Raw genomic sequence first — 13,468 nt, forward strand, 5'->3', positions numbered from 1 at the left:
CAAGCCGAGCAGAAGACCAGAGAAGGTACACAATGGCAACCCCCTATCTGCAACCCCTATGGGGAAACCTGTGGGCGTCACACCGAGAGATCAAGGACCTTCTGACCTTCTCGAAACTCAGGAGATCGCCACGAGCGGCCCTGATGACGTCCGACCGGGCTGGCGGCAGCGGCCCCACCGCCGCCGCCCGTGACGGTCTGGAGAACTCGGAACCGGCCGAAGGGGCCGGCGTCCCCGACCCCGGCCCCGGGTACACGCCCGCACGCGTCACCGGGCTGCTACTCGGTCCGCTGCTGTTCGTGGCGACGCTCGTGTTCTTCGAACCCGAGGGGCTCTCACCGGCGGGGCAGGCGGTCCTCGCCACCACTCTCTGGGTCGCGACCTGGTGGATCACCGAGGCGATCCCCATCCCGGTCACGTCCCTGCTCCCGGTCGTGCTCCTGCCGCTGACCGGCGCGTTGGAGGGCGACGCCGTGGTCGCGGCGTACGGCAACGACATCATCTTCCTGTTCCTCGGGGGGTTCTCGCTCGCGATCGCGATGGAGAAATGGAACCTCCACCAACGCATCGCCCTCTCGATCGTCGCGGCGATCGGCACGAGTCCGCGCCGCATCGTCCTCGGCTTCATGGTCGCGACGGGCTTCCTGTCGATGTGGGTCTCCAACACGGCCGCCACGATGATGATGATCCCCGTCGGCCTCGCGGTCGTGTACCAGGCCGCCCGCTCGCTGCGGGGCGGGGAGTTCGCCGCCGACCTGCCGAAGTTCGAGAAGTCCATCGTCTTCGGCATCGGGTACGCGGCCACCATCGGCGGCCTCGGGACGCTGATCGGGACGCCACCGCTCGCCGTTCTCTCGGCGACCGTCGGGGAGCTCTTCGGTGAGAACATCTCGTTCGGCGGGTGGATGCTGTTCGGAGTCCCGACCGCCGCCGTCCTCCTCGCCCTCGCGTGGTTCTACCTGACAGGCGTCACGTTCAAGGTCCGGTTCAAGCAGCTTCCCGGCGGCAGGGAGATCATCCGGGAGGAGAGGAGGTCCCTCGGCGGGATGTCCACCGAGGAGAAGGTCGTACTCGGCGTGTTCCTCGGAACGGCGTTCATGTGGGTGACCCGGTCGTTCCTCTGGGAGGGCCTTCTCCCGGGTATCAGCGACGGTGTGATCGCGATCGTCGCGACGGTGGTCCTGTTCACCTTGCCCGCTCGCAACGGCGGGGAGAGGAGGATCCTCCAGTGGGAGGACTCGAAGAAGGTCCCCTGGGGGATCCTCCTGCTGTTCGGCGGCGGACTGGCCATCGCCGCGGGGTTCGTCGAGACCGGCCTCTCCGCGTGGATCGGCGACCAACTGCGCGTGCTCGACGGGGTCAACGTCATCCTGACCATCGTCCTCGCCACCGCGCTCGTGCTGTTCCTGACGGAGATCACCTCGAACGCCGCGACGTCGACGATGATCCTCCCGGTCATGGCGGCCTTCGCGGTCTCTCTCGACATTCACCCGTACGCGTTGATGGTTCCCTGCGCGATGGCCGCGAACTGCGCGTTCATGCTTCCGGTGGGCACCCCTCCGAACGCGATCATGTTCGGCACCGGCAGGGTGAAGATCATGGAGATGGTCAGAACCGGGTTCTGGCTGAACATCACCGCCCTCGCCCTCGTCGTCGCGGGGTCGCTCTACGTGCTGCCGTTGCTGTGGGGAGTCGACCTCATGACCCTTCCCGCCGGATTCCGGTGACCGGGCCGACACGAACGGAGCCGGGACCTCCGGCGACCCGGGGCCCCTCGCGTCGCGAACGCGGGAGAGGCCCCGGGCCCCTGCCGAGGGACCTGGGGCCCGGTCACGGTCTCGTGGTGCGCGCGTCCCCGTGCGGGAGTCAGGTCACCAGACCCTGCCGGTAGGCGTAGACCACGGCCTGGACGCGGTCGCGCAGGTCGAGTTTGGTCAGGATGCGCGAGACGAACGTCTTCACGGTCTCCTGGCTGATGAACAGGCTCGCGGCGATCTCGCCGTTGGACATGCCGTTGGCGATCAGGCACAGGACCTCCAGCTCGCGGGGGGTCAGCCGAGCGTCGACCACGGCGGTGTGGGAGGGCCGGATCCGGGCGGCGTACCTGCCCACCAGCTGGCGTGTGACCTCGGGGTCCAGCAGCGCCGCGCCGGTGGCCACGGTGCGGATGCCGTGCAGCAGCTGGGCCGGGGGCGCGTCCTTGAGCAGGAACCCGCTGGCGCCCGCGCGCAGCGCCTCGTAGACGTACTCGTCGAGGTTGAACGTCGTGACCACGAGGACCTTGACGGGACGGTCCACCCCGGCCCCGGCCAGGCGCTGGGTGGCCTCGATGCCGTCGAGCACGGGCATGCGCACGTCCATCACCACGACGTCGGGGCGCAGTCGCTCGGCGAGTTCGACCGCGGCCTTGCCGTCCCCGCACTCGCCGACGACCTCCAGGTCGGGCTGGGCGTCGATGATGGTGACCAGGCCGGTGCGGATCAGCACCTGGTCGTCGCAGACCAGGACCCGGATCGGCGCACTCATGCCCGGTCGCCCACCGGGGCGCGTGCGGGGATGCGCGCGTGCACGGTGAAGCCCCCGCCCTCGTGCGGGCCCGCTGTGAAGTCACCGCCCAGGACCTCGACGCGTTCGCGCAGGCCGACCAGGCCCCGCCCGCTCCCCCCGGGGGAGACGCCCGGAGGCCCGGCGTGGTCGGTGGTGACGTTCACGGTGATCTCCTCGGGGCGGTGGCGCACCCGCACGGTGGTGGGGCTGCCGTGCGCGTACTTGAGGGCGTTGGTCAGGGCCTCCTGCACGACGCGGTGCGCGACGAGGTCGGCGCTGCCGCGCGAGGCGGCCGGGGTGCCCTCCTCGCTGAACTCCACCGGCTGTCCGGCCCGGCGCGTCTGCTCCACCACGGTGAGCAGCCCTTCGTCGGAGGCGGGAGCGGGAGTGGAGTGGTCGGGGTTGAGCAGGTCGAGCAGGTGGCGCAGGTCGGTGATGGCCCGTCTGCCGGTGTCGGTGACCGCGGTGAGGGTCTGGTCGAGCCGCTCGGGCGCGGAGGTCAGGTAGCGTGCCGCCTCGGCCTGCACGACCATCGCGGTCACGTGGTGGGTCACGACGTCGTGGAGTTCGCGGGCGATGCGGGTGCGTTCGGCGGTGCGGGTGGCCTCGGCGACGAAACGGCGGCGTTCGGCCTCGGCGATGCGGGTGGAGCGCAACCACGCCCCGATGCCCCAGGCCAGGGCCAGCGCCGCGTAGAACGTCACGTACCCGGCCGGGCTCTCGCCCGCCCCGACCCGGTCCACCGCGACCGCCAGCACCACGTAGGCCGCCGAGCCCACCAGCATGGCGGTGCGCCGGTACCGGTGGAGGTGGGCGCCGGCGCTCACCAGCGCGATGGGCAGCGCGGTGCCCGCGAACAGGTGGTAACCGGACAACTGGTCGAGGGCGAAGCCGCTCGCCACCAGGACCAGGGCCAGGGCCGGCCAGCGCCTGCGCCCGGCCAGGGGCAGGCTCTGGAGGGCGGCCGCGACCAGGCCCAGGGAGTCGAGGGGTCGGTCCGCCACGCCGCCGAACTCGGTCCCCTGTCCGTGCAGTGACGGGATGAGCGAGGCGGTCAGGAGCAGCAGTCCCAGGGGCAGGTCCCGGAGGGTGACGTCGAGTCGCTGCCACAGGTGGGGGAGCCGCCGGAGACTGGTCACTGGGGAAGTGTAGTGGTGGCGGCGGGTCGCTCGGCGCGCCCGCGGACGGGGAGGAACGCGGCCGCGGCGACGGCCGGAAACTGCCGGGGAGGTCTCATGGGGTTCCTTCGTCGGAGCGGCGCGGCCGGGGCGCCGCGACTGGGGGAAACGCTACGGACCGGGGCGGCGCGGGGTCGTCACCGCGGGGTGGACACCTGCGCGTAGCTCGCGCGGGGGACACGGGATCACGGGGCGGGCCGTCACCGGTCGTCTCCGGTGCGCGGCCTGCGCGCCGTCCGCGGCGGACCACGGTTCCCCAGGGGTAGCGGCGGGCACGTCCCAACACCCCCGGGCACGGTCTCGCCGCCCAAGGTTGGACGCGTCGGCGCAGGTGAACGGGCACCGCCCCGCGCGAGGGCGGGGTGCGAAGCCCCGTGCGGGCGTACGGGTGCCGTCCGGTTCGGCGGCGGGGCCCGTCCCCCGCGCGAGCCACACTCAGGTGTCCACCGCGCGGTGATGACCCGGGCACCGCCGCGTCCGTAGGTTCTTCCCAGTCGCGGAGTTCCGGTTCACGGGAGCGGGACCGACGCCCTCTCCCGCGGCCCCGCGGCACCACCCCGTCCCGATTCCCTCACTGGAGGCCCCGATGTCGCGCACCATCCGGACGACCGCCCTGACCGCACTGTGCCTGGCCGTGGCCGGAACGGGCCTCGTCGGGTGCTCCGACGTGCGGTCCGGCCTGGAGGACGTGGGTGCCGGTCTGGAGGAGGTGGAGTCCGACCTGGAGTCGGCCGCGGAGGAGGTGATGACCGACGGGGAGCTGTTCGCCGGGGCCAAGACGCTCGACGTCGAGGGCGGTTCCCTGAACGTCTCCTGTTCCGGCGCCCCGGCCGACGACCGGCCGGTCGTCGTCCTCATGGCCGGGATGGGCGACGGCTTGGACACCATGGCCGACCTCCAGCAGACCCTGAGCGAGGGGGACCGGGTCTGCTCCTACGACCGGTTCGGCGAGGGCGGGAGCGACCAGCCGCCCGGCCCCCAGAGCATCGCCGACGCCGGGCGGACCCTGACCGCCGTCCTGGACGACGTCGCCGGTGACGGCCCGGTCGTCCTGGTCGGCCACTCGCTGGGCGGGCTGATCGCCGCCCGCTACGCCCCCGACCACCAGGACCGGGTCAGGGGCCTGGTGCTGCTGGACGCCACGTCCCCGACGATGCTCGACGACATCACCGAGGTGATCCCCGAGTCGGCCACCGGCCCGGGCGCCGAGGTGCGCGCGCAGAACCTCGCGATGTTCCAGGGCGAGAACCCCGAGAGCATCGTCATCGACAGCGACGCGGAGGTCCGCTCCGCCGGGGACATCCCGACCGAGGTCATCCAGCACGGGGTCCAGTACCTCGGCGAGATCCCCGAGTACGGCGCCGAACTGGAGCGCGTGTGGACCGAGGGCCAGGAGCAGTGGCTCCAGGTCTCCGGCGACAGCCGGCTCAGCACCGCCGAGGAGAGCGGCCACTACATCCACGTCGACCAGCCCGAACTCGCCGTCGAGGCCGTCCGGCGCGTCACCGACCAGGCCGCCGCCTGAGGCACCGGCGGGAGCGCGGCGCCGACAGGAACGCGGCGCCGACCGCGCGAAGCGGCACTCGGACCGTCGGGACCCGTTGCGCGGGCACCGCGACCGGTGGGGCCCGTGGGTCCCGGCGCGGATGGCAGCACCCGCAGCGGGACCCGGCCCCGTGCTCAGTCCCGCGCGGGCAAGGCCGCGCCGCACTCCGGTGTGCCGTGGCTCGCACGCCGGAAGGGCACGCCGGTACCCCTCCTCACCAGGTCAGCGCCACGCGCGCCGGTGCGGACCGGCGCCCGAGCGGGGTGACGGCCTCCACCTCGATCGCGCTGGAGGCCGCGCCGTCCGGACGGCGCAGCGCCCCGACGCAGAAGGCCTCACCGCAGATCCGCCCGACCCACGCGCGCGACTCCCCGTGCACGTGGAAGAGGTCGTAGTGGCGGGCGCCCCCGACCGGCTCCCAGCGGAGGTAGACGCTGGCGGTGTCCCCGTCGCGTTCGAACCCGTCCACGGTCGGCGCGGCGGGCGTCGCGGGGACGGGCCCCTCCCCGCGCTCGGCGACTGTGAGCCGCCCGAGGCGGACCGCCACGTCCGCGGCTTCCTCGGCGTCCTCCCCGGCGTGCACCGAGAGGGCGATGGCGGCGATCTCCCGACCCGCCCACGGTTCCAGCGCGACCTCGGACTCCGACCAGCCACCGGTCAGCGGACGCGCCGAGTCGAGCAGTGCGAGACGCTCCCACTCCTGCGGAGTGTCCTGGAAAACGAGCGCGATCTCCGCCACCGGGCCGTCCCCGGCCAGGTCGTGGACGACACGGAGCACGGTGGAGGCGGTCACGGTCAGCCCGGTCTTGAACAGGCGGACCAGGACGGAGCCGCCCGGTGCGAGCGCGCCGGACACCTTCAGGCTGTTCCCTCCGTCGAACGCGGTGGTGTAGTCGTAGTCCACGACCACGTCGTCCGCGGGCTCGCCGTCGCCGTCGCGCACCCACCACTGCCAGGTGGGGAGCAGGTCCTGGACCCCGATGTTGTACCAGGGGTCGTCGCCGACCTTGCGCCCGTCAACGAAGAAGCCCAGTCCGGTCCCCGCGCAGAAGCCCGTGACGAACGGCAGCGAGCCGATGACCGACTTCTCCACGATGCTGTGCGCGGTCCCGTCCCACCCGCGCGGGTCCAGCGGGTCGGCGGTGTCGGGCGGGGCCGTCCGGCCGGTGCGCGAGGGGTCCTGGAGCGGCCCGCTCCACAGGTGGCGCTCCCGGGTGTAGGCGGGCGCCTGCGCCTCGACGCTGTCCTTGGCCCCCTCGACGGTGTACCAGACCATCTCCGCGCCGAGGAAGGCCCAGCTCGTTCGGGGTTCGCCCCCCTCGGGGAAGACGAGGCGGGGATCGTAGGACTGGGCGAAGCGGTTCAGCCCGATCTCCTGGCCCGTGTAGACCACCTCGTAGGGGTCCAGACCCAGGGACAGCGCGTGCTCGCGGGAGTTGCGGACGCGCTGCTCGTTCCACCAGTAGTTGAGGAAGACGCTGTCGCAGACGCGTTCGCCGTCCCCGGTGACGATCCAGGGCGAGTTCACGTCGTTGAACTCGTTCTGGTAGGAGACGCGCCCCTCCACGGTCAGCGCGTCGTACCACTGGACGTGGAAGCCCTCGGGTGCCCGGTCGGCCAGGTAGGAGAGGAATTCCATGAGCAGGACGGCCTGCTCACCGGTGACGTCGTCCTCCTGGTTGACGAAGTAGCCGTCGAAGCCGAAGTACTCCGCCATCTCCACGAGCTTGTCGGCCATGGGGAAGGAGCCGTCCGGGTTCTGCTCCACCGCGTCGGCGAAGTCCTCCGGGCGCGGCCAGAACCAGCACCCCAGGCTGAGCACGCCGTTGCGGTGGGCGGCGTCGGTGTAGCCCGGGTTGGGCAGGTTGAGGAAGCCGTACTGTGGCTCCTCGGCCCCGTGCTCGCCCTCCAGGGGCAGTCCGTGCCAGGAGGCGTACAGGTCGGGGTACTGCCAAAAGCGCAGGGCGTAGGCGTCGAAGCCCGTGCCGTAGGGGTAGCCGGCGGTCTCGTACCCGGGCTGGAGGTAGTCGTTGGCCAGCGACATCAGTCGGGGCCGGGGGTCGAGTCCGGGACGGGCCTGGGTGGGGGAGAAGGCAGGAAGCCGCGCGGCGAGGGGCACGCGCGAGCGCAGGTAGGGGGCGTGGGTGTCGGTCTCCGGACTCCACGCCTTGACCTGCGGCGCCGAGTACCCGTGCATGAGCGGGGGCAGCGGGCCGGTCTCCGCGCCGTGTGCGGCGGGGGTGGGCGCGGCCGAAGCGGGGGCCGCCCCCCAGGGGAGCAGCGAGGCCGCGACCCCCAGGCCCGTGCCCCCCAGGAACGTCCGTCTGTTCAGCCTTCCAGGGGGTCGGACGCCCGCGGTCCCGTCCGCCCTGTCCTGTGCGTCGTTCATGTGCTCCGTCTCCTCCGCTCCAGTGGTTCCGGCGTTGGTGAGGCGCAACACTAAAGCGCTAAAGTGATCTCCACAAGACCCGTCCCCCGTCGGGACCGCCCCGGCGGGGAGGCCGAGCGGCCCCACAACGTGCACCGGAGAGGTCCTTCATGTCACCCAAACGCGGCCGTCCGACCCTGCGCGACATCGCCGCCCGTGTGGGCGTGTCCGAGACGGCCGCCTCGTTCGCGCTCAACGGCCGACCCGGTGTGTCCGAGGAGACCAGGCAGCGGGTCCTGGCCGTGGTCGAGGAGTTGCAGTGGACCCCCAACCACGCGGCCCAGGCGTTGTCCGGAGCCAGGGCGATGACGGTCGGCCTGGCGATCACCCGCACCGTGCAGAGCGTGGGCTCGGAGCAGTTCTTCATGAACCTCATGAGCGGCATGCACACCGTGCTCAGTGCCCGGCGGTACGGCCTGCTGTTCCAGGTCACCGAGAGCATCGAGGGCGAGATCGACCTGTACCGCAGGTGGTCCAACGACTCCCGTGTCGACGGCGTGGTTCTGGTCGACCTGCGGATCGGCGACCCCCGGCCGCGGATAGTCGCCGACCTGGGCCTGCCCGCGATCGTGGCCGGAGGCCCCGACCCGGTCGGCGCCGTGCCGTCGGTCTCGATCGACGACGCGGCGGCCATGCGCACCGTGATGGACCACCTGCGGTCGGCGGGCCACACCCGGATCGCGTACGTGTGCGGCGACCCGTCCCTGCTGCACGTGCACCGCCGCGTGGACGCCTTCACCCGCGCGGGCCGCGAGCACGGCCTGGAGGCGGCCGACGTCCTACAGACCGACTTCTCCGTGGCCTCGGGGACGCGCGCCACGCAGCGCCTGCTCACGACCTCCGACCGGCCCTCCGCCGTCATCTACGACAACGAGGTGCTCGCCGTGGCGGGGCTCGGCGAGATCCGCGCCGCGGGTCTGCGCACCCCCGCCGACATCGCGGTGGTGACCTGCGAGGACTCACCGATGTGCGGCGTCGTGCACCCGCCCCTGACCGCGCTGCGCCGTGACACCGCCGCCTTCGGCGCCGACGTGGCCGAGCATCTGCTCCGGATCATCGACGGCGACCGCGACGAGGGAACCGAGGAGAAGGTGCCCGAATTGGTGGTCCGCGAGAGCGCGTAGTCAGCGTTCTCCCGATCCTCCGAACGCCGGTGACCTGCGGTGATCACCGTGTTTCTCGAGGCCACTCGGGGCGGTTCAGCTACCCTTCCCCAGGGTTCCGGGGGTATTGACGTTCTCAACTAAAGCGGATTAGTGTGCAGGCTCACAACCACACGTGAGGAGCACGATGCACACCCATCCCGAGATCACGGTCGAACGCGCGGCCAGGATCCTGCGCGAACGGGTGCTTCCCAGTGTCCACACGCCCCTGGCGGGTGTCCGTGTGCACGCGTGGGAGGTGGGCGGCGACGGCGAGCCCGTCCCCGCGGCCCGCGTCCTCGACCCGTCCGGGGACGTGCCCGCGTGGGAACCCTTCGATGTGGGGTCGGCGTGGGCGTCCGCCTGGCGGACCACCTGGTTCCGTCTGGCGGGCGAGATGCCTCCGGGAGAGGGGACCGTCGAACTCCTCGTCGACCTGGGCTGGGAGGACCACTCCGTCGGCGGCCACTGCGAGGGGACCGTCTACCGCCCCGACGGGACGGTGGTCAAGGGCCTGCACCCGCGCAACGGCTGGGTCCGCCTGCGCGGCCCCGGCGCATCGACCGGCGTCGTGGACGGGGACGGCACGTTCACCCTCTACGTCGAGGCCGCGGCCAACCCGCTCGTGCTGGGCCTGCCCCCCTTCCTGGTCACCGACCGGGGCGAGAAGGACGCGGCGGACTTCGAGCCCTACCGGCTGCGGCGGGTCGAACTGTGCGCGCTGCACCACGACACCTGGGAGCTGGTCCAGGACGTGGAGGCCGTCGCGGGCCTGATCGCCCAGGTCCCCGACACCGAGGCACGACACTGGCGGCTGCTGCGCGCCCTGGACCGGGCGCTGGACGCCCTGGACCCGCACGACGTCCACGCCACGGCCGCCGACGCGCGCGGGGCCCTCGCCGACGTCCTGTCCCGTCCCGCGCACGCCACGGCCCACCGGCTCTCCGCGGTCGGCCACGCCCACATCGACTCCGCGTGGCTGTGGCCGGTGCGCGAAACTGAACGCAAGGTGGCGCGCACGGTGGCCAACGTGCTGCACCTGATGGACGCCGACCCCGACCTGGTCTACGCCATGTCCTCGGCGCAGCAGTACGCCTGGCTGGAGGAGAACCACCCCGACCTCTTCGCCCGGGTGCGCGAACGGGTCGCCGAGGGGCGCTTCGTCCCCGTGGGCGGCATGTGGGTGGAGTCCGACGCGGTCATGCCCTCCGGCGAGTCGATCGTGCGGCAGTTCACCCACGGCAAGCGGTACTTCATGGACCGCTTCGGCGTCGAGCCCCGCGAGGTGTGGCTGCCGGACAGCTTCGGCTACTCCGGCGCCCTGCCCCAGCTCGCCCGGCGCGCCGGGTTCCGCTGGTTCCTCACGCAGAAGATCTCCTGGAACGACACCAACCCCTTCCCCCACCACTCCTTCCGCTGGGAGGGCATCGACGGCACGGGGATCTTCACCCACTTCCCGCCCGTGGACACCTACGCCGCGGAGGTCTCGGCCCAGGAACTGCGGCACGCGGCCACCAACTTCCGTGACAAGTCCGTCGCCTCGCACTCACTCCTGCCGTTCGGCTACGGCGACGGGGGCGGAGGGCCCACGCGCGAGATGCTCGCCCGCACCCGGCGCTTCGCCGATCTGGAGGGGGCGCCGACCGTCGCCGTCCGGCCGCCGTCCGACTTCTTCGCCGAGGCCGAGGCGGAGTTCGAGGCCGAGGGCGCACCGGCCGTGTGGAGCGGTGAGTTGTACCTGGAGCTGCACCGCGGGACGCTCACCTCGCAGATCGCGATGAAGCAGGGCAACCGGCGGGCCGAGGCGCTGCTGCGCACCGTGGAGTACCTGGCCGCCGCCGCCACCCTGCGCACCGGCGCGCCCTACCCCGCCGAGGAGATCGACGCCCTCTGGTCCCGGGTGCTCTTCCACCAGTTCCACGACATCCTGCCGGGATCCTCGATCTCGTGGGTGCACCGGGAGGCGCGCGAGGCCTACGCGGAGATCGACCGGCGGCTGCGGGAGCTGGCCGACCGGGCCGCGCGGGCCCTCGACGACGGGACGGCCCGGCCGGGCCGCCTGGTCCCGGTGACCGCCTCCGACACCGCGGTCCCCGGGCAGGACCCCGACTGGTGGACGGTGCGGCGCCCGCGGGAGTACGCGGGCACCCCGGCGGCCGTGGCCCCGGACGGGGGCGGGTTCACGCTGGACAACGGGCTGCTGCGCGTGACCGTGGACGCGACCGGGCACGTGCGCTCCGTCCTGGACCTGGCCGCCGACCGCGAGGTGGTGCCCCCGGGCCAGCGCCTCGGCGCCCTCCAACTCTTCCGGGACGTGCCCGTGCGCTGGGACGCCTGGGACGTGGACCGGCACACACTGGGCCTGGGCCGCGACCTGGACGACGTCGCGGAGCTGCGCGCCGAGAACGGGGACGGCACCGCGCGCGTGGTGGTCGAGCGGCGCTTCGGCGCCTCGACAGTGCGCCTGACCTACGCGCTCGCCCCCGGGGCCCGGCGCCTGGACATGGAGGCGGACGTCGACTGGCACGAGCGCGAGCACCTGCTCAAGGCGAGCCTGCCCCTGGCGGTGCGCACCGACACGGCGAACTTCGAGACCCAGTTCGGCCACGTCGGGCGCACGGTGCACCGCAACACCTCGTGGGATGAGGCGTGCTACGAGTCCTGCACGCACCGCTACGTGCGCGTGGACGAGCCGGGCTACGGCGTGGGCGTGGTCAACGACTCCACCTACGGCGCCGACGTGTCCCGTCTGACGGGCCCCGGGGGCGGCACGCTCGTGCGGCTGTCACTGCTGCGCGGCCCCAGGTTCCCCGACCCCGGCACCGACGAGGGACGCCACGTGCTCCGCTGGTCGCTGGTGTGCGAGGCCGACCCCTCCGACACCCTCCTGGCCGCCTACGACCTCAACGCCCCCGCCCTGGAGGCGCTGCCCGACGTCGCGCCGCTCGTGCGGCTGGAGGCCATGAGCGGGCTGGCGGTCATGGACTGCGTCAAGCTCGCCGACGACGGTTCCGGCGACCTCGTCGTCCGCGTCCACGAGGCCAGGGGCGGGCGCGCCAGCGCCCGGCTGGGCCTGTGCGGGTCGCTGGGCGAACACCCCGCGGTCACCGAGACCGACCTGCTCGAACGCCCCGCCGAGGACCCCGACCTGCCGAAGGCCTGGCAGCAGGACCGCCTGGTCCTGGGACCCTTCCAGGTCGCGACGCTGCGCGTGCGGTCCCCGCACCGGACCACCGACGACATCCCCCGCACCACCGAGGAGTGACCATGGCACGACCCATCCCAGGAGCGCGCGCGACCGGACCGCGGCGCCTGCGAACGGCCGCGTGCGGCCTCGCCGCGACGACCCTCCTGCTGACCGGCTGCGGCATCGTGGGCGGCGGCTCCCCGGACGGCGCGGACGGGAACGACTCGCTCACCGGTGAGATCACCTTCCAGACCTGGAACCTCAAGGGCGGATACGAGGAGTACTTCACCGGCCTGATCACCGCCTTCGAGGAGCAGAACCCCGGAGCCACCGTCGCGTGGGTGGACCAGCCGGCCGAGGGGTACCAGGACAAGCTCTCCGCCGACGCGGTGGCCGGGACGCTCCCCGACGTCATCGACATCGGACCCGAGGCGGCCTACACCCTGGCCGGGGCGGGCACGCTGCTGGATCTGGCCGAGGCCGACCCGGAGTCGGAGGAGGCCTACCTGCCCGCCTCGTGGGACGCGTTGACCTTCGACGGCCTGGGCGGGGGCACCTACGGGTACCCGTGGTACCTCAACACCGGCCCCTCGTTCTTCAACACCGCCCTGTTCGAGGAGTGCGGGCTGGACCCCGAGCAGCTCCCCGGCACCTTCGACGAGCTCTTCGACGCCGCCGAGACCATGGCCGAGGAGTGCGACGGCGTCCCCATGGTGGGGCGCATGCCCGCCATCGAGACCTTCGGCACCTACGGCGTGGAGCTGATGAACGCCGAGGGCACCGAGTTCACCTTCGACAACGCCGAGGGGGTCGAGCTGGTCGAGCGATACGCCCGGCTGTACGAGCAGGGCGGCATGACCGAGGACGCGCTCAACGAGTTGCAGACCGGTGAGCTGGAGGCCTTCAAGTCCGGCCACCTGGCCTGGTTGCCGGGCAGCTCCTACACGTTGCAGGACCTGCGCGAGACGGCGCCGCGGGTGTACGAGGAGGTCGGGATGGGCCCCCTCATCGCGACGGCGGCTCCGAACATGTACGTCCAGTCCCTGGCGGTCAACGCGGTCTCGGAGAACCAGGCCCTGGCCACGGAGTTCGCCCGGTTCGTCACCAACCCCGACAACCAGTTCGCCTTCGCCCGGGAGGCGGCCGTCTTCCCCTCGTCCCAGGGCGTCCTCGACGACCCCTACTTCACCGAGGTGCAGGAGGGCGACGACGACTCCCGCGTGCGCGTGGAGGCCGCCCAGCAGGTGAGCGAGGCCGAGGTCCACTGGCCGCCGGCCTTCTCCTCCCAGGCGGCCGACTACCTGCGCGAGCAGGTGGCCCTGGCCATCCAGGGGGACAAGAGCGCCCAGGACGCCCTGGCGGACGCGGCCGAGTACGCGAACGAGAGGCTCTCCACGGAGTGAGCACCACCATCCCCGTGCGGCCGCGCGGCACTCACCG

The 13,468-nt window shown here is 72.4% G+C and carries 8 protein-coding genes; 5 read left to right on the forward strand and 3 right to left on the reverse strand.

What is annotated here, in order from left to right; genetic code table 11:
* Positions 1-32: 32 nt before the first annotated feature.
* Complete coding sequence (locus tag ACSIH6_RS06125; protein ID WP_435107239.1) at positions 33-1,727, forward strand: SLC13 family permease; 1,695 nt, start codon at positions 33-35, stop codon at positions 1,725-1,727.
* Between the two features lie 139 nt (positions 1,728-1,866).
* Here ACSIH6_RS06125 and ACSIH6_RS06130 read toward each other — a convergent pair whose 3' ends face one another.
* The gene (locus ACSIH6_RS06130) at positions 1,867-2,526 is read right to left on the reverse strand and encodes a response regulator (protein ID WP_435107240.1); all 660 of its coding nucleotides are present in this window, start codon (positions 2,524-2,526) and stop codon (positions 1,867-1,869) included.
* Positions 2,523-3,686 carry a sensor histidine kinase gene (locus ACSIH6_RS06135; RefSeq protein ID WP_435107241.1) on the reverse strand — a complete coding sequence of 388 codons (1,164 nt, stop codon included), beginning with the start codon at positions 3,684-3,686 and terminating at the stop codon, positions 2,523-2,525. Before ACSIH6_RS06135 ends, ACSIH6_RS06130 begins: the two co-directional genes overlap by 4 nt.
* A gap of 625 nt (positions 3,687-4,311) precedes the next feature.
* Here ACSIH6_RS06135 and ACSIH6_RS06140 point away from each other — a divergent pair.
* Entirely contained in the window at positions 4,312-5,250 is a 939-nt protein-coding gene (locus tag ACSIH6_RS06140) for an alpha/beta fold hydrolase (protein ID WP_435107242.1), read from the forward strand.
* 235 nt (positions 5,251-5,485) lie between these two features.
* Here the strand turns inward: ACSIH6_RS06140 and ACSIH6_RS06145 are convergent, their stop codons facing one another.
* Complete coding sequence (locus ACSIH6_RS06145) at positions 5,486-7,660, reverse strand: endo-beta-N-acetylglucosaminidase (RefSeq protein ID WP_435107243.1); 2,175 nt, start codon at positions 7,658-7,660, stop codon at positions 5,486-5,488.
* 149 nt (positions 7,661-7,809) lie between these two features.
* On the opposite strand from ACSIH6_RS06145, the gene ACSIH6_RS06150 reads away from it, so the two are divergent.
* The 3 genes from ACSIH6_RS06150 to ACSIH6_RS06160 all read left to right on the forward strand — a co-directional run bounded on the left by ACSIH6_RS06150 (position 7,810) and on the right by ACSIH6_RS06160 (position 13,431).
* Positions 7,810-8,823 carry a LacI family DNA-binding transcriptional regulator gene (locus tag ACSIH6_RS06150; RefSeq protein ID WP_435107244.1) on the forward strand — a complete coding sequence of 338 codons (1,014 nt, stop codon included), beginning with the start codon at positions 7,810-7,812 and terminating at the stop codon, positions 8,821-8,823.
* A gap of 166 nt (positions 8,824-8,989) precedes the next feature.
* Positions 8,990-12,106, forward strand: coding sequence for an alpha-mannosidase (locus ACSIH6_RS06155; RefSeq protein WP_435107245.1), 3,117 nt, complete (start codon positions 8,990-8,992; stop codon positions 12,104-12,106).
* A 2-nt stretch (positions 12,107-12,108) separates the two neighbouring features.
* Positions 12,109-13,431 (forward strand): ABC transporter substrate-binding protein, encoded by a 1,323-nt coding sequence (locus ACSIH6_RS06160; protein WP_435107246.1) that lies wholly within the window; start codon positions 12,109-12,111, stop codon positions 13,429-13,431.
* Positions 13,432-13,468 lie beyond the last annotated feature (37 nt).

The sequence above is a fragment of the Nocardiopsis synnemataformans genome (genome assembly GCF_965343085.1).
Taxonomy (GTDB): Bacteria; Actinomycetota; Actinomycetes; order Streptosporangiales; family Streptosporangiaceae; genus Nocardiopsis; species Nocardiopsis alborubida.